14 protein-coding genes are annotated in these 16,668 nt (G+C 71.7%); 13 read left to right on the plus strand and 1 reads right to left on the minus strand.

Annotated elements, in window-relative coordinates; genetic code table 11:
• Window positions 1–77 precede the first annotated feature (77 nt).
• The gene (locus OG933_RS26605; RefSeq protein ID WP_362522621.1) at window positions 78–1,496 is read left to right on the plus strand and encodes an NAD-dependent malic enzyme; all 1,419 of its coding nucleotides are present in this window, start codon (window positions 78–80) and stop codon (window positions 1,494–1,496) included.
• Between the two features lie 318 nt (window positions 1,497–1,814).
• On the plus strand, window positions 1,815–2,096 hold the full coding sequence (locus OG933_RS26610; protein ID WP_004000874.1) for an HU family DNA-binding protein: 282 nt from the start codon (window positions 1,815–1,817) through the stop codon (window positions 2,094–2,096).
• A gap of 228 nt (window positions 2,097–2,324) precedes the next feature.
• On the opposite strand, the gene murA is transcribed toward OG933_RS26610, so the two are convergent.
• A complete protein-coding gene (gene murA / locus OG933_RS26615; RefSeq protein WP_362522620.1) occupies window positions 2,325–3,671 on the minus strand; it encodes a UDP-N-acetylglucosamine 1-carboxyvinyltransferase in 1,347 nt (448 codons plus the stop codon).
• Window positions 3,672–3,949: 278 nt separating this feature from the next.
• Here murA and OG933_RS26620 point away from each other — a divergent pair, with 278 nt between their 5' ends.
• From OG933_RS26620 to OG933_RS26670, 11 genes are all read left to right on the plus strand, one after another.
• Entirely contained in the window at window positions 3,950–4,522 is a 573-nt protein-coding gene (locus tag OG933_RS26620) for a YqgE/AlgH family protein (RefSeq protein WP_057600444.1), read from the plus strand.
• Window positions 4,523–4,564: 42 nt separating this feature from the next.
• Window positions 4,565–4,864, plus strand: a complete 300-nt coding sequence (locus OG933_RS26625) for a DUF3039 domain-containing protein (RefSeq protein WP_362270873.1) — start codon at window positions 4,565–4,567, stop codon at window positions 4,862–4,864.
• A gap of 257 nt (window positions 4,865–5,121) precedes the next feature.
• Window positions 5,122–6,417: an extracellular solute-binding protein gene (locus OG933_RS26630; RefSeq protein ID WP_405629187.1), complete on the plus strand. Its 1,296-nt coding sequence runs from the start codon at window positions 5,122–5,124 to the stop codon at window positions 6,415–6,417.
• A 28-nt stretch (window positions 6,418–6,445) separates the two neighbouring features.
• Window positions 6,446–7,369, plus strand: a complete 924-nt coding sequence (locus tag OG933_RS26635) for a carbohydrate ABC transporter permease (protein ID WP_405633521.1) — start codon at window positions 6,446–6,448, stop codon at window positions 7,367–7,369.
• Window positions 7,370–7,380: 11 nt separating this feature from the next.
• The gene (locus OG933_RS26640; RefSeq protein ID WP_405629188.1) at window positions 7,381–8,226 is read left to right on the plus strand and encodes a carbohydrate ABC transporter permease; all 846 of its coding nucleotides are present in this window, start codon (window positions 7,381–7,383) and stop codon (window positions 8,224–8,226) included.
• A 1-nt stretch (window position 8,227) separates the two neighbouring features.
• Entirely contained in the window at window positions 8,228–9,868 is a 1,641-nt protein-coding gene (locus OG933_RS26645; RefSeq protein ID WP_405629189.1) for a beta-N-acetylhexosaminidase, read from the plus strand.
• A 237-nt stretch (window positions 9,869–10,105) separates the two neighbouring features.
• Window positions 10,106–10,999, plus strand: coding sequence for a xanthine dehydrogenase family protein subunit M (locus OG933_RS26650; protein WP_020132417.1), 894 nt, complete (start codon window positions 10,106–10,108; stop codon window positions 10,997–10,999).
• Window positions 10,996–12,810 carry a 2Fe-2S iron-sulfur cluster-binding protein gene (locus OG933_RS26655; RefSeq protein ID WP_405629190.1) on the plus strand — a complete coding sequence of 605 codons (1,815 nt, stop codon included), beginning with the start codon at window positions 10,996–10,998 and terminating at the stop codon, window positions 12,808–12,810. Before OG933_RS26650 ends, OG933_RS26655 begins: the two co-directional genes overlap by 4 nt.
• On the plus strand, window positions 12,807–15,116 hold the full coding sequence (locus OG933_RS26660; protein WP_362522614.1) for a molybdopterin cofactor-binding domain-containing protein: 2,310 nt from the start codon (window positions 12,807–12,809) through the stop codon (window positions 15,114–15,116). The genes OG933_RS26655 and OG933_RS26660 overlap by 4 nt, the downstream gene beginning before the upstream one ends.
• The gene (locus tag OG933_RS26665) at window positions 15,113–15,241 is read left to right on the plus strand and encodes a hypothetical protein (RefSeq protein ID WP_267022841.1); all 129 of its coding nucleotides are present in this window, start codon (window positions 15,113–15,115) and stop codon (window positions 15,239–15,241) included. The genes OG933_RS26660 and OG933_RS26665 overlap by 4 nt, the downstream gene beginning before the upstream one ends.
• A gap of 181 nt (window positions 15,242–15,422) precedes the next feature.
• Window positions 15,423–16,643: an SUKH-4 family immunity protein gene (locus OG933_RS26670; RefSeq protein WP_405629191.1), complete on the plus strand. Its 1,221-nt coding sequence runs from the start codon at window positions 15,423–15,425 to the stop codon at window positions 16,641–16,643.
• The last annotated feature ends 25 nt before the right edge of the window (window positions 16,644–16,668 follow it).

Raw genomic sequence — 16,668 nt, forward strand, 5'->3', positions numbered from 1 at the left:
CGGCTTTCATGTACTCGTCGGTAGGTGCGACGATCGGACGGCAAACCCGCGACCCAGCAGTGCAGAGGAAGTCGGCCATGGCAACGGCGCCCAGCGTCTCCTACTCGATCACGGTCCGTCTGGAGGTGCCCGCGAGCGGAACGGCGGTCTCCCAGATCACCACGGCCGTGGAGTCCCACGGAGGCTCGGTCACCGGCCTCGACGTCACCGCGTCCGGCCACGAGAAGCTCCGCATCGACGTCACCATCGCCGCCACCTCCACCGCCCACGCCGACGAGATCGTCGTGCAGCTGCGCGGCATCGAGGGCGTCACCCTCGGCAAGGTCTCCGACCGTACGTTCCTGATGCACCTCGGCGGCAAGATCGAGATGCAGTCGAAGCACCCCATCCGCAACCGTGACGACCTCTCGATGATCTACACGCCCGGCGTGGCCCGCGTCTGCATGGCGATCGCCGAGAACCCCGAGGACGCCCGCCGCCTCACCATCAAGCGCAACTCCGTTGCGGTCGTGACGGACGGCTCCGCCGTGCTGGGCCTCGGCAACATCGGCCCGAAGGCCGCGCTGCCGGTCATGGAGGGCAAGGCGGCCCTCTTCAAGCGGTTCGCCGGCATCGACGCCTGGCCGCTGTGCCTGGACACCCAGGACACCGACGCGATCGTCGAGATCGTCAAGGCCATCGCCCCCGGCTTCGCGGGCATCAACCTCGAGGACATCTCCGCCCCCCGCTGCTTCGAGATCGAGGCCCGACTGCGCGAGGCCCTCGACATCCCCGTCTTCCACGACGACCAGCACGGCACCGCGATCGTCGTCCTCGCCTCCCTCACGAACGCCCTGCGTGTCGTGAACAAGGGCATCGGCGACGTGCGGGTCGTCATGTCCGGCGCCGGCGCGGCCGGTACCGCCATCCTCAAGCTGCTGCTCGCGGCCGGCGTGAAGAACGCGGTCGTCGCCGACATCCACGGCGTCGTCCACGCGGACCGCGCGGACCTGGTCGACGCGGCCCCGGACTCGGCGCTGCGCTGGATCGCCGACAACACCAACCCCGAGGGCCTCACGGGCACCCTGAAGGAGGCCGTGCGCGGCGCGGACGTCTTCATCGGCGTCTCCGCCCCGAACGTCCTCGACGGCGACGACGTGGCCGCCATGGCCGACGACGCGATCGTGTTCGCGCTCGCGAATCCGGACCCCGAGGTCGACCCGGCGATCGCCCGCCAGACGGCCGCCGTCGTGGCCACCGGCCGCTCCGACTTCCCCAACCAGATCAACAACGTGCTGGTCTTCCCGGGCGTCTTCCGCGGCCTGCTGGACGCGCAGTCCCGCACCGTCAACACCGACATGATGCTCGCGGCCGCGAAGGCCCTCGCGGAAGTCGTGAGCGACGACGAGCTCAACCCGAACTACATCATCCCGAGCGTCTTCAACGACAAGGTCGCCGGCGCGGTCGCGGGTGCGGTGCGGGAGGCCGCGAAGGCTGCGGGAGTGTCAGCCTCGTAGGTCGGGGCATCCGAGTGGGCGGGGGCCGTCAAGATCCCCGTGGCGGTGGCTGTGAGGATCGCCACGGTGGCCCCCGCAACGGCGCGTCGCGGAACCTCGCGCCGCGGACGGCCCTCTAGGGTTGCGCCCGACCCAACCGCCCTTCGTGTGACTCCCAAGGGTTGTCTCACGGCTCCGAGCGGGTGCCGGATTGGCTTTCGCGCCGCTGGTAGGGGCAGGATGCGTCTCTGGGCGCGTGCACAACGACTTCGCTGTGCCCAACATGCGGCTCCGCCGCGTGGCACGCCGCAACGGCAAGAAGAACACGGGAGTAACAACATGAACCGCAGTGAGCTGGTGGCCGCGCTGGCCGACCGCGCCGAGGTGACCCGCAAGGACGCCGACGCAGTGCTGGCCGCGTTCGCCGAGGTCGTCGGCGACATCGTCTCCAAGGGCGACGAGAAGGTCACGATCCCCGGCTTCCTGACCTTCGAGCGCACCCACCGTGCCGCTCGCACCGCCCGCAACCCGCAGACCGGCGACCCGATCCAGATCCCGGCCGGCTACAGCGTCAAGGTCTCCGCGGGCTCGAAGCTCAAGGAAGCGGCAAAGGGCAAGTGACCTTGCCGTCTACGCCTCACCGGACGGTGTACGGCGCGTAGGCAACGTGATGGGGCGGCACCCGGTTTTCCGGGTGCCGCCCCATCGTTGTGCGCTCACACGTGGCCTCAGGCGCCGTCCGGGCCGGTTTCTGCCGGCCCGGACGGATGCGTACCGGCCCAGCGGGGCCGACCCCCGGACCCCCGGCCGGGAGAGAGGTCGTCCCGGGCCGGGGTGAGGCGGTGGGGGTCAGCCGAGTGCTTTGCCCGGCAGCTCGACCTTCGCACCCAGCTCCACGAGCTTCTCCATGAAGTTCTCGTAGCCGCGGTTGATGAGGTCGATGCCGTGGACCCGGGAGGTGCCCTGGGCCGCGAGGGCGGCGATCAGGTACGAGAAGCCGCCGCGGAGGTCGGGGATGACCAGGTCGGCGCCCTGGAGCTTGGTGGGGCCCGACACGACCGCCGAGTGCAGGAAGTTGCGCTGCCCGAAGCGGCAGTCGGAGCCGCCGAGGCACTCGCGGTACAGCTGGATGTGGGCGCCCATCTGGTTGAGCGCGGAGGTGAAGCCCAGGCGGGACTCGTAGACCGTCTCGTGGACGATCGAGAGGCCCGTGGCCTGCGTCAGGGCGACGACCAGCGGCTGCTGCCAGTCCGTCTGGAAACCGGGGTGGACGTCCGTCTCCAGCGCGATGGACTTCAGCTGGCCGCCGGGGTGCCAGAAGCGGATGCCCTCGTCGTCGATCTCGAAGGCGCCGCCCACCTTGCGGTAGGTGTTCAGGAACGTCATCATCGAGCGCTGCTGGGCGCCGCGGACGTAGATGTTGCCTTCGGTCGCCAGCGCCGCGGAAGCCCAGGAGGCGGCCTCCAGGCGGTCCGACAGGGCGGCGTGGTTGTAGCCGCCGAGCTGGTCGACACCGGTGATGCGGATCGTGCGGTCGGTGTCCATCGCGATGATGGCACCCATCTTCTGGAGCACGCAGATGAGATCCTCGATCTCCGGCTCCACCGCCGCGTTCGCGAGCTCGGTGACACCCTCCGCCAGGACGGCGGTCAGCAGCACCTGCTCGGTCGCGCCGACCGACGGGTACGGCAGCACGATCTTCGTGCCGCGCAGCCGCTGCGGGGCCTCCAGGTACTGGCCGTCCTCCCGCTTCTCGATCTTCGCGCCGAACTGCCGCAGCACGTCGAAGTGGAAGTCGATGGGCCGGCCGCCGATGTCGCAGCCGCCCAGGCCCGGGATGAACGCGTGGCCGAGGCGGTGCAGGAGCGGGCCGCAGAACAGGATCGGAATCCGGCTCGAACCCGCGTGGGCGTCGATGTCGGCGACGTTGGCGCTCTCCACGTAGGTCGGGTCGAGCACCAGCTCGCCCGGCTCCTCGCCCGGCCGGACCGTCACACCGTGCAGCTGGAGCAGGCCGCGGACGACCCGCACGTCACGGATGTCCGGAACGTTGCGCAGCCGACTCGGCTCACTGCCCAGCAGGGCGGCGACCATGGCCTTGGGTACGAGGTTCTTCGCACCGCGGACACGGATCTCGCCCTCGAGCGGGGTGCCGCCGTGGACAAGCAGTACGTCGTCAGAGCCGTTGACGGTCATGTATCTCGCGTTCCATGGATGGTGGATTGGGGCAAGGGCCGTTGGTGTCGGGGGCAGGGCCAGATGAGACAGAGTAATCGCCGTCGACCCCTGTCCCGTAAGCCCAGGGACCACCCAGGTACGTCATAGCTGTGTCACAACACGAACCGTTTCCCACCGGGCACATGGGGTCACCATCGCCCGCCGCGCGGGCCCGTGCGCCCGGACCGCGCCCGTGCGCGTCCCGTGTGCCCGCATTGCCTCCCCACTTCACGGGAAGATGCGGGATCATGTCTGGCATGACCGAGGTGTCCTCGCTCACGGGGCGGCTGCTCGTGGCAACGCCCGCCCTGGCGGACCCGAACTTCGACCGTGCGGTGGTGCTCCTTCTCGACCACGACGAGGAGGGCTCCCTCGGTGTCGTCCTCAACCGGCCCACACCGGTGGGCGTGAGCGACATCCTGGAGGGCTGGGCGGATCTCACCGGTGAACCCGGCGTCGTCTTCCAGGGCGGCCCGGTGTCCCTCGACTCGGCCCTCGGGATCGCCGTCATCCCCGGTGGCGCGGCCGTCGACGGCACCCCGCTCGGCTGGCGCCGGGTGCACGGCGCGATCGGCCTCGTCGACCTGGAGGCCCCGCCGGAGCTCCTGGCCTCGGCCCTCGGCTCCCTGCGGATCTTCGCCGGATACGCCGGCTGGGGCCCGGGCCAGCTGGAGGACGAGCTGGGCGAGGGTGCCTGGTACGTCGTGGAGTCCGAACCCGGCGACGTCTCCTCGCCGTCCCCCGAGAGACTCTGGCGCGAGGTGCTGCGCCGCCAGCGCAGCGAACTCGCGATGGTGGCGACGTATCCGGACGACGCTTCGCTCAACTGATGGGTGTGAGCTTCGGTACCCGGCTTCAGTACCCTTGGCGCCATGAGCACTCTTGAGCCTGAGACCCAGCCCCAGCGAGGCACTGGGACGGGGACCCTCGTAGAGCCGACGCCGCAGGTGTCGCACGGCGACGGGGACCACGAGCGCTACGCCCACTATGTCCAGAAGGACAAGATCATGGCGAGCGCCCTCGACGGGACGCCCGTCGTGGCGCTGTGCGGCAAGGTCTGGGTGCCCGGCCGCGACCCGAAGAAGTACCCCGTCTGCCCCATGTGCAAGGAGATCTTCGAGTCGATGGCCGGCGACGGTGACGACAAGGGCAAGGGCGGCGACAAGAAGTAGCCGCAGGGACTTGACGAGGCCCCCGGGGCGCGATGTGACGCGCCCCGGGGGCCTTCGTCGCGTCTGCCGGTCGGCGGGTGGTGCTTTTTGTCATCCTGTGTCGCCTTGTGCTGCCTATGTCGTTGCACGGGGTGCGTTCGGTGGTCACAGAGTGGTTGAGACCTCTTGTCGGCGTGTTCATGTAGTCCCTAGCCTCCGATGTGTTGTGCAGAGCGAAACAGTCATTGCATATGTTGCAACGCTCGGAGGATCGCGCCATGAAGCTCCCCACCCGACTGGCCGCACTCGCGGCCGCCGCCCTGGTCGTCGCCGCCTGCGCCCCCCAGACATCTGACAACTCCTCTTCCGACACGGACGGCAAGACGGGCACCCTGCGTGTCTGGCTGTTCCAGGAGGTCGGCAACAAGCCCAAGGAGCAGGTCGTCGACTCGGTCGTCGCCGCCTTCGAGAAGGCCCACGAGGGCGCGAAGGTCGACGTCGAGTACATCCCGATCGACACCCGTGCCCAGCGCGTCAAGGCCGCCTTCAACGACCCGAAGTCCGCTCCTGACGTCATGGAGTACGGCAACACCGACACGGCCGGCTACGTCCAGGACGGCGGACTCCTGGACGTCACCGAGGACTTCGGCGACTGGAGCGAGGCCAAGGCGACCGACCCCACCGCCAAGCAGTCCGTCACCGTCGACGGCAAGCTCTACGGCGCCCCCTTCTACGTCGGCGTGCGCGCCCTGTACTACCGCACGGACGTCTTCGAGGAACTCGGTCTGCGGGTCCCGAAGACCATGGCCGAGCTGGCGACCACCGCCCGGAAGATCCGCGCCGCGAAGCCCGAGCTGTACGGCCTGGTGGTCGGCGGCGCCTACACCTACGGCGCGATGCCCTTCGTGTGGGCCAACGGCGGTGAACTCGCCACCGGCAAGAGCGGCTCGTACGCCTCCGGCATCGACAGCGCGGCCGCCCGGAAGGGCATTACCGCGTACACGTCCCTGTTCTCCGACGACAACTGTCCCGCAGCCAAGTGCGCGGGCATGGGCGGCAACGACACCATCACCGCGTTCGCCGCGGGCAAGGCGGGCATGGCGATCGGCGGCGACTTCAGCCACACGGCCGTGGAGGCCGGCAAGGTGAAGGGCGAGTACGCCGTCGTACCGCTGCCGGGTGTGACGTCCGGCTCGATCGCCCCGGCCTTCGCGGGCGGCAACAACATCGGTGTGCTGAAGAGCACCTCGCACCGCACCCTCGCGGTCCAGCTGATGGAGGCCCTCGCCTCGAAGAGGACCCAGGCATCGCTGTTCGACGCGATGGGCTTCCTGCCCACGTTCACGGACGTCCGGGACCAGGCCGCCGCGAAGGAACCCTTCGTGAAGCCCTTCGTGCAGACCCTGGCCGCCGGGACCAAGTTCGTGCCGGCGTCGCCCGCGTGGTCGCAGATCGACTCCTCCCTGGTCCTGCCGACGATGTTCCAGGAGGTCGTCAGCGGCAAGAAGGACGTGGCCGCGGCCTCGGCGGAGGCGGCGAAGAAGATGGACGCAGCGTTCGGCAGCGTGGGCTGAACCGGTGACCGTGCCCGACACGGCGGTCGTGGAGAAGCGCACCACGCCCTCCACGCCGCCGGTACGAAGGAGGCGGAGCCGGGCCGGCCGGACCCCCTGGCTCTACCTCGCGCCCGCTCTCGTCGTCCTTGCCGCGCTGCTCGCCTACCCCGTCTACCAGCTCGGCCTGATCTCGCTCTTCCGCTACACCCAGGCCCAGGTCAGCGGTGGGGAGCCCACCGCCTTCCGGGGCTTCGGCAACTACGCGGACGTCTTCTCCGACGACCAGTTCTGGCAGGTGCTCTCGTCGACGGTCGTCTTCGCGGCGGCCTGCGTGGTCTCCACCCTCGCCGTCGGCTGCGCGCTCGCCGTGCTCCTCACGCGCGTGCGTGCCGTGCCGCGGCTCGCGCTGATGCTGGCCGCGATGGGCGCTTGGGCGACCCCCGCGGTCACCGGCTCCACGGTCTGGCTGTTCCTGTTCGACCCCGACTTCGGCCCGGTGAACCGGCTGCTGGGCCTCGGCGACCACTCGTGGACGTACGGCCGTCTCAGCGCCTTCTTCCTCGTCCTGCTCGAAGTGGTCTGGTGCTCCTTCCCGTTCGTGATGGTCACCGTCTACGCCGGGATCCGCTCCGTGCCGTCCGAGGTCCTGGAGGCGGCCGCCCTGGACGGTGCCTCGCAGTGGCGGATCTGGCGGTCCGTGCTGGCCCCGATGCTGCGGCCGATCCTCGTGGTCGTGACCATCCAGTCGGTCATCTGGGACTTCAAGGTCTTCACCCAGATCTACGTGATGACGAACGGGGGCGGCATCGCCGGGCAGAACCTCGTCCTGAACGTCTACGCCTACCAGCAGGCCTTCGCGTCCTCGCAGTACGGCCTCGGCTCGGCGATCGGCGTCGTGATGCTGCTGATCCTGCTCGCCGTCACGCTGGTGTACCTGCGGTTGCTGCGCCGACAGGGGGAGGAGCTGTGAAAGGAGGAAGCGTGCGTGCTGTGCGGGGCCTGGTGGCCCGTCCGTGGCGGTTCGCGGCCGAGGCCTGCGCGCTGCTGGTCGCGGTGGTCGTCGCCTTCCCGCTCTACTGGATGGTGCTGGGCGCCTTCAAACCGGCCGGGGAGATCCGTTCGAGCGAGCCACGGCCGTGGACGCTCGAACCCTCGCTGGATTCCTTCCGGCGCGTCTTCGGGCAGCAGGAATTCGGCCGCTACTTCCTCAACAGCCTTGTCGTGGCGGGCACGGTGGTGATCGCCTCCGGGGTGATCGCGTTTCTCGCCGCGACCGCCGTGACCCGATTCCGGTTCCGCTTCCGCACCACCCTGCTGATCATGTTCCTGGTGGCCCAGATGGTGCCCGTGGAGGCGCTGACGATCCCGTTGTTCTTCCTCATGCGGGACTTCGGCCAGTTGAACACCCTGGGGTCCCTGATCCTGCCTCACATCGCCTTCTCACTGCCCTTCGCGATCTGGATGCTGAGAGGATTCGTGAAAGCGGTTCCGGAGGCACTGGAGGAGGCCGCGTACCTCGACGGGGCGAGCCGCACGCGCTTTCTGTGGCAGATCCTTTTCCCGCTCGTCCTGCCGGGTCTGGTGGCCACGAGCGTGTTTTCCTTCATCTCCGCCTGGAACGACTTCCTGTTCGCCAAGTCCTTCATCATCAGCGACACCTCGCAGTCGACCCTGCCGATGGCCCTGCTGGTCTTCTACAAGCCGGACGACCCCGACTGGGGCGGTGTGATGGCGGGTTCCACGGTCATGACGATTCCGGTTCTGGTGTTCTTCGTACTCGTACAGCGACGGCTGGTCTCCGGACTGGGCGGAGCGGTAAAGGACTGATGTGTCTTCTGCAATCGACCTCGTCGACCTCGTCCCCGTGCCGCGTGCCGTCGACGGCCCCAAGCGCTGCGGTGTCGTCATCGACGAGCACACCACCGTGTGGGCCGCGCCCGGCACGGAGGGCACCGAACGCTGGCTGCGCGCCACCCTCGGCGCGGCCTTCGGTGTGCCCCTGCGGCCCGGTCCGCGGGACGTCCGCGACTCCGTGCGGCTGTGTCTGGACGACACGATGGAGCCGGAGGCGTACAAGCTGAGCGTCCTCGCCACGTGGGGCATCGAGATCCGCGGCGGAAGCCCGGCGGGCGTCTTCTGGGGCGCGCAGACGCTGCGACAGCTGCTCGGCCGGCACGCCTTCCGGCGCGCCCCGGTGCGGCCGGGGATCAGCTACGGCGTCCCGCACCAGATCATCGAGGACGCGCCCCGCTTCCGCTGGCGCGGCCTGATGCTCGACGTCGCCCGGCACTTCATGCCCAAGGACGGGGTTCTGCGCTACCTGGACCTGATGGCGGCGCACAAACTCAACGTCTTCCACTTCCATCTGACGGACGACCAGGGCTGGCGGATCGAGATCGAGAGGTATCCCCGGCTGACCGAGGTCGGTTCCTGGCGGGCGCGCACGAAATTCGGCCACCGGGCCTCGCCGCTGTGGGACGAGAAGCCGCACGGTGGCTTCTACACGCAGGACGACATCCGCGAGATCGTCGCCTACGCCGCCGAGCGGCATATCACCGTGGTCCCCGAAATCGACCTCCCCGGCCACTCGCAGGCGGCGATCGCCGCGTATCCGGAACTCGGCAACACCGACGTCCCCGACACGACCGCCCTCCCCGTGTGGGACACCTGGGGGATCAGTCCCCACGTACTCGCCCCCACCGACAACACCCTGCGCTTCTACGAGGGGGTCTTCGAGGAACTGCTGGAGCTGTTCCCCTCGGAGTTCATTCACGTCGGGGGTGACGAATGCCTCAAGGACGAGTGGAAGCGGTCGCCGGCCGCGCAGGCCCGTATCGGGGAACTCGGCCTCGCCGACGAGGACCAGCTCCAGTCCTGGTTCATCCGGCACTTCGACAAGTGGCTCTCCGCGCGCGGGCGTCGGCTGATCGGCTGGGACGAGATTCTGGAAGGCGGGCTCGCGGACGGGGCGGCCGTGTCGTCCTGGCGTGGTTACGCGGGCGGGATCGCCGCCGCGCGGGCCGGGCACGACGTCGTGATGTGTCCCGAGCAGCAGGTGTACCTGGACCACCGGCAGGACGGCGGGGCGGACGAGCCCGTGCCCATCGGGTTCGTGCGCACCCTGGAGGACGTCTACCGGTTCGAACCCGTTCCCGCGGAACTGACACCGAAGGAGGCGGGGCATGTGCTCGGCACGCAGGCCAACCTGTGGACCGAGGTGATGGAGGACTCCGCGCGCGTGGACTATCAGGCCTTCCCCCGGCTCGCCGCCTTCGCCGAGGTCGCCTGGAGCGCCCTGCCCGCCCCGAAGGAGCGGGACTTCGCCGACTTCGAGCGACGGATGCAGGCGCACTACGAGCGGCTCGACGCGCTGGGCGTCGGCTACCGCCCGCCGGCCGGCCCCCGGCCGTGGCAGCGGCGGCCGGGTGTCCTGGGGCGCCCGATCGACGGCCCGCCCCCGAACCGGTGATACCGCCCGTCCCGGATAAACCCCGGCACGGCCCCCGAAGGGTGGCAATTCACGCGCACCGGTGATGCCGTACGAAAACGGACCATCTACCCGGTGAGGTGGGCGAATGCCTCCTAGCGGACCCCCGCGTTCGGGTGTTGCGAAGATGTGCCAGAGTTGCCACGTCCGCCCTGTCAGCACGTACCGTACGGCAGCACAGGTGGGACCAGGTGGGGCAGCGGGAAGGGGCAGCCGGTTTTGACCACGCACGCACCGCAGGCGGGGCAGGCCGTCACGCTGCCCACGACGCTGGACGAGGCCGTGGCGGCGCTTGCCGCCATGCCCGCAGCCGTGCCCGTGGCCGGCGGCACCGACCTGATGGCCGCCGTCAACTCGGGGCAGCTCAGGCCCACCGGACTGGTAGGCCTCGGCCGCATCAGCGAGATCCGCGGCTGGCAGTACCAGGACGGCCACGCGCTGCTCGGCGCCGGACTCACCCACGCGCGCATGGGCCGCCCCGACTTCGCCGCCCTGATCCCGGCGCTCGCCGCGGCCGCGCGCGCCGCGGGCCCACCGCAGATCCGCAACGCGGGCACCCTCGGCGGCAACATCGCCTCGGCCGCTCCCACGGGCGACGCGCTGCCCGTGCTGGCCGCGCTGGAGGCGACCCTGATCATCGCGGGCCCGGGCGGAGCCCGCCGTGAGATGCCCGTGTCGCACCTGCTGGCCGGCATGGAGATGCTGCGCGGCGGCGAGCTCATCGGGTACGTGCGCGTGCCGCTGCTGCACGCGCCGCAGATCTTCCTGAAGGCGACCGGCCGCACCGGACCGGGCCGCGCGGTGGCCTCCGTGGCGCTGGTCCTCGACCCCGCCCGGCGTGGCGTCAGGTGCGCCGTCGGGGCCATAGCGCCGATGCCGCTGCGGCCGCTGGAGGCCGAGCAGTGGGTCGCCCGGCTCATCGACTGGGACAACAGCCGCACCATCGTCCCCGAGGCGCTGACCGCCTTCGGGGAGTACGTCGCCGCCGCCTGCATCCCCGACCCGGTGCCGGGCGTGGACGGCTCCGTACCGGAACTTCCGCCCGCCGTACTGCACCTGCGGCGCACCGTCGCCGCGCTGGCCCGACGAGCACTGGGGAGGGCGCTGTCGTGAGCGACGACCAGCACGGACCCGGACACGGACACGGACAGGAAGAGGGGCAGGGCCAGGGCGCGCCGCAGGGCGGCGGCCGCTGGGACCCGCTGCCCCAGGGGGACTACGACGACGGCGCGACCGCCTTCGTGAAGCTCCCCGAGGGCGGCATCGACGCCTTCCTGGCCGCCCGCGGCGACAGCCCGCTGGCCGCGCCGGGCCACGGGTACGTGCCGCCGCAGATAGCGGTGGCGCCCCCCACGGACGGCACCGGAACCTGGGCGGCCCCGGCGGGCGGCTCCGACTGGCCGCCTCCGCAGGACACCCCGCAGACGGTGGGCGACGACCGGTTCACGTACCACCCCGGCGCGACCGGCCAGTGGGCCTTCGAGGACACCTCCGGGTCGTCGGGCGCACCGCGGTCCGCGCCCGGCCACGACGTGACGGGCCAGTGGTCGATCCCCGTCGCGGGCGGCGACCTGCCCGACGAGTCGGGCGAGTTCACCTCCTCGTCGCTGGTCGAGCAGTGGGGCGGCTCGCCCCCGGCCACCCTGCCCGGCGGCGCGTCCGCGCCGTGGGCGACGGAACCGGCCGGCCCGACGGACCACGGCGTGCCGGACCAGGCGTGGGGGCAGCACCCCGACGAGGCCGGCACGGCCGCGCGGCCGGCGACGGACCTGACGGACCTGACGGACCCGTCTGCGTTCCGGCACGCGCCGGAGCACGGCCCGGTGGCCGTGGACCCCGAGCGGCACCACCCCGCCGCCGAGCACACCGGGCAGCACACGCACCCGACCGGGACGTTCGCCCCGGAAATCTCCGCCGAGGCGTACACGGTGGCCCCGAACAGGCCCCTGGAGGACGCCGGGCGAGACGCTCAGCGGGCCGCTGAGGCCGAGCGGACCGCCGAACCGGCCGGGGACGCCGGGCGCGCTCACGAGGCCGCGCACGAGCCCGCTGAGGCCGCGCACGGCCCCGCGGAGCCGCCCGCCGAACCCGGCGCCCCGCACGGAGCCGCACGCGGCCCGGCCGAGGCACCCGAGGACGGGTCCACCGCCGCGGACACCGCGCACGATCCCGAGGCGGACGCGGCCCCCGGCACCGCCGCCCCGCGGTCCACCGAGGACGCCGAGCCGGCCGGCTCCGACGGGCCCGCGGACGAGACGGACGACGCTCCGGCGCCGTTCCACGAGGAGCACCCCCTCGCCGGCTACGTGCTGCGCGTCAACGGCTCCGACCGCCCCGTCACCGACGCCTGGATCGGCGAGTCGCTGCTCTACGTCCTGCGCGAGCGGCTCGGCCTCGCGGGCGCCAAGGACGGCTGCTCGCAGGGCGAGTGCGGGGCCTGCAACGTCCAGGTCGACGGACGGCTCGTCGCCTCCTGCCTGGTCCCGGCCGTCACCACCGCCGGCAGCGAGATCCGCACCGTCGAGGGCCTGGCCGTCGACGGACAGCCCTCGGACGTGCAGCGGGCGCTCGCCAAGTGCGGTGCCGTGCAGTGCGGCTTCTGCGTGCCCGGCATGGCGATGACCGTGCACGACCTCCTGGAGGGCAACCCGGCCCCCACCGAACTGGAGGCCCGCCAGGCCCTGTGCGGCAACCTGTGCCGCTGCTCCGGCTACCGGGGCGTCCTGCGGGCCGTCCAGGACGTCGTCGCCGAACGCGAGGCGGTCGCCGCCGCCGACGCCGAGACGGACGGCGACGAGGCACGTATTCCGCACCAGGCGGGACCGGGCGCCGGAGGCGTCCACCCGTCGGCGTTCGAGAACCCTGCACAGCCCCACCCGCATGACCCGGCATACGGACAGGGCCAGGACGGAGGCCAGGCGTGAGCAACGAGACAGTCACCGCGACGACGCCCGTGGATCCCGCCCCGGCCTCCGAGCCGATCCCGCACGGCCTCGGCGCGTCCTTGCAGCCCGCCGACGCGCGCGCCAAGACGGAGGGCACCTTCCCGTACGCGGCCGACCTGTGGGCCGAGGGTCTGCTGTGGGCGGCCGTGCTGCGCTCGCCGCACCCGCACGCGCGCATCGTGTCCATCGACACGTCACACGCGCGTGAGATGCCCGGCGTCCGGGCCGTCGTCACCCACGAGGACGTCCCCGGCCGCGCCCTGCACGGCCGGGGCAAGGCCGACCGCCCGGTGTTCGCCTCCGACGTCGTACGCCACCACGGCGAGCCCATCGCGGCCGTCGCCGCCGACCACCCGGACACCGCGCGGATGGCCGCCGCGGCCGTCATCGTCGAGTACGAGGTGCTCGATCCGGTGATCGACCCCGAGCAGGCCTTCGAGGCGGAGGCGCTGCACCCCGACGGCAACCTGATCCGGCACATCCCGCTGCACCACGGCGACCCGTCCGCGGCCGGCGAGATCGTCGTCGAGGGCCAGTACCGCATCGGCCGCGCCGACCCCGCCCCGATCGGCGCCGAGGCCGGCCTCGCCGTGCCCCGTCCCGACGGCGGCGTGGAGCTCTACCTCGCTTCCACCGACCCGCACACCGACCGGGACACCGCCGCCGCCTGCTACGGCCTCGAACCCGAGCGCGTGAAGATCGTCGTCACCGGGGTGCCCGGCGCCACCGCCGACCGCGAGGACCAGGGCTTCCAGCTCCCGCTCGGGCTGCTCGCGCTGAAGACCGGCTGCCCGGTGAAACTCACGGCCACGCGCGAGGAGTCCTTCCTCGGCCACGCCCACAGACATCCGACGCTGCTGCGCTACCGCCACCACGCCGACGCCGACGGCCGGCTGGTGAAGGTCGAGGCGCAGATCCTGCTGGACGCGGGCGCGTACGCCGACACCTCCGCCGAGGCCCTGGCCGCCGCCGTCTCCTTCGCCTGCGGCCCCTACGTCGTCCCGAACGCCTTCATCGAGGGCTGGGCGGTCCGCACGAACAACCCGCCGTCGGGCCATGTGCGCGGCGAGGGCGCGATGCAGGTCTGCGCCGCCTACGAGGCGCAGATGGACAAGCTGGCGAAGAAGCTCGGCGTCGACCCGGCGGAGCTGCGGCTGCGCAACGCCATGGCGACCGGGGACGTCCTGCCGACCGGCCAGACGGTGACCTGCCCGGCCCCCGTGGCCGAACTCCTCCAGGCCGTCCAGGAATTCCCCCTCCCGGCACTCCCGAAGGACACGCCCGAGGAGGACTGGCTGCTGCCCGGCGGCCCCGAGGGCGCGGGCGAACCGGGCGCGGTGCGCCGCGGTGTCGGCTACGGCCTCGGCATGGTGCACATGCTGGGCGCGGAGGGTGCCGACGAGGTCTCCACGGCGACCGTGAAGGTCCAGGACGGTGTCGCGACGGTCCTGTGCGCGGCGGTGGAGACGGGCCAGGGCTTCACGACGCTGGCCCGCCAGATCGTCCAGGAGACGCTCGGCGTCGACGAGGTGCACGTGGCCCCCGTCGACACCGACCAGCCGCCCGCGGGCCCCGGCTGCCGGGGCCGCCACACGTGGGTCTCGGGCGGTGCGGTGGAGCGCGCGGCGAAGATGGTCCGCACGCAGTTGCTCCAGCCACTGGCGCACAAGTTCGGGATGTCCACGGAACTGCTCCAGATCACGGACGGCAAGATCACCTCGTACGACGGCGTCCTGTCGACGACCGTCTCGGAGGAGATGCACGGCAAGGAGCTGTGGGCGACGGCACAGTGCCGCCCGCATCCGACCGAGCCGCTGGACGCGGCCGGCCAGGGCGACGCCTTCGTCGGCCTCGCGTTCTGCGCGATCCGCGCGGTCGTGGACGTCGACATCGAGCTCGGCTCGGTCCGGGTCGTCGAACTGGCGGTGGCCCAGGACGTCGGCCGGATCCTCAACCCGGCGCAGCTCACCGCGCGCATCGAGGCCGGTGTGACGCAGGGCGTCGGCATCGCGCTCACCGAGAACCTCCGCACGCCGAGGGGCCTGATCCGCCACCCCGACCTCACCGGCTATGCGCTGCCCACGGCCCTGGACGCCCCGGACATCCGGATCGTCAAGCTGGTCGAGGAACGCGATGTGGTCGCCCCGTTCGGGGCGAAGGCCGCCAGCGCGGTCCCGGTGGTCACCTCGCCCGCCGCCATCGCCTCCGCCGTACGGGCCGCGACGGGCCGCCCGGTGAACCGGCTGCCGATAAGGCCCCAGGCGGCGGTCGTGACGGACCGGTGAGCGAGCCGGAGCCGGGTTCCCGGCAGTACGAACCCCCGCCGAGCGTGGGCAAACTGCTGGGCTGGATCGCGCTGTTCGTGGTGGCGGCGGTGGTCGTGGTGCTGGGCGGCGTGTACCTCACCTGAGGGGCGATCGGGTCGGGAAGGGAACTCGCGGGGCTCCGCCGACGTCTGTCAGTGCGGGACCGGTGTGCTGGGTGCTTGTCAGGGTGCAGGGCGCTGTCGCTGGTCAGAGCCGTTGTCAGTGGTGCCGCATAGGCTGCGGAGCAGTGGGACGGCGCACGCAACTTTCCGCACGGGGGACCCGATGGGCACGACCAGGACCACCACCGCCACGACGACGATCATCTTCACCGAGGCCGAGCTGTACCCGTACGTCACGCACGCGCCGACGCGCCGCTGGCTCACCGGCCCCGGTCTGCCCGCGACTCCGGGCGACGCCGGCCTGCTGACCTTCGAGGCGCTGCGCACGGACGGCCTGCGCACGGTCGGGGACTCCACGGGCGACCCCGACGGCCGCCTGGCGGCGGAGCTGCGCGACCGGCTGGTGATAGGCGGACTCCTGGGCGCCGACGGCCGGGAGACGGAGTCCGTCCTGCTCGACGGGATGACGGGCGAGATCTCCACGACGTACTTCCTGCACGACCGCCCCGACCTGATGGACCTCCGCCCGCTCGCGCCCTCCCTGGAGAAGCTGGTGCGCTTCGCGACGGCGGTGGACGAACTGGCGGCCCTGCGCGGCCAGTTCGCCTGCTACGCGAGCCGGCTCGGGCCGAAGGCGGTGGCGCAGGCGTCACGGCAGCTGCTGGCCGTCTTCGAGGAGGGCGCGAAGGACACGGGCGGCGCGTCCGGCCCCTTCTGGAAGCTGGCCGCGGTGATCCGCCCGCTGGCCCTGGTGGCGGGCCCGGGCACGGCGTCCGGCCTGGCCCTGGATCTGCCGGTCCGGCTCCTGGACGAGGAGTTCGGCTCCGGCGAGGTCGTCCGCTTCGAGGACGTCGACTGCCCGAGGGCGCTGACGCACGCCCCGACCCGCCGCTTCCTGCGCGAGGTGGGCCTGCCGGAACAGGTCGTCTGGTTCTCGCTGGAGACGGACATGCCGCTGCAGACCCTCGCCGAGTACTACGCGGACGACCGCGGCGGTGTCCTCACCGAGGAACTGCTGCCCGCGAACGCGGACCGGCTGATCCGCCTGGGCCATCTCCTCGAGGACACCAGCCTGGTCGTCGACGGCGCCACGGGCGCGGTGCTGAGCTGGAGCGAGACGGACCTCGGCCTGCGCCCGCTCAACGCCGACATCTCGACGCTGGCGTTCACCCTCTGGCTGATACGCCGTGAGCGGGCCCTGGACGCGGTGCACCGGCTGACCGAGGCCTACGACCAGCTCGCCGAGACGATGTCCCGCACCCTGGCCGCGGTCGACCCCGTCGCCTGCGACCCGACCCCGGTGCCGGCCGTCCCCACGGACGACGGCCGGCGGTACTGGCCGGGCGTCTTCGAGGACGAGGCGGGCGGGGGCCTGTACGCGTAGCCCCGCGCCCGCACCGGCCTTCCGG

This window comes from Streptomyces sp. NBC_00016 (assembly GCF_045040885.1).
In the GTDB taxonomy this organism is placed as follows: Bacteria; Actinomycetota; Actinomycetes; order Streptomycetales; family Streptomycetaceae; genus Streptomyces; species Streptomyces coriariae.

Coding starts and splice junctions, on each gene's coding strand:
- OG933_RS26670 (WP_405629191.1), top strand. CDS start 15,423: ATGGGCACGACCAGGACCACCACCGCCACGACGACGATCATCTTCACC.
- OG933_RS26610 (WP_004000874.1), top strand. CDS start 1,815: ATGAACCGCAGTGAGCTGGTGGCCGCGCTGGCCGACCGCGCCGAGGTG.
- OG933_RS26625 (WP_362270873.1), top strand. CDS start 4,565: ATGAGCACTCTTGAGCCTGAGACCCAGCCCCAGCGAGGCACTGGGACG.
- OG933_RS26630 (WP_405629187.1), top strand. CDS start 5,122: ATGAAGCTCCCCACCCGACTGGCCGCACTCGCGGCCGCCGCCCTGGTC.
- OG933_RS26620 (WP_057600444.1), top strand. CDS start 3,950: ATGACCGAGGTGTCCTCGCTCACGGGGCGGCTGCTCGTGGCAACGCCC.
- murA (WP_362522620.1), bottom strand. CDS start 3,671: ATGACCGTCAACGGCTCTGACGACGTACTGCTTGTCCACGGCGGCACC.
- OG933_RS26605 (WP_362522621.1), top strand. CDS start 78: ATGGCAACGGCGCCCAGCGTCTCCTACTCGATCACGGTCCGTCTGGAG.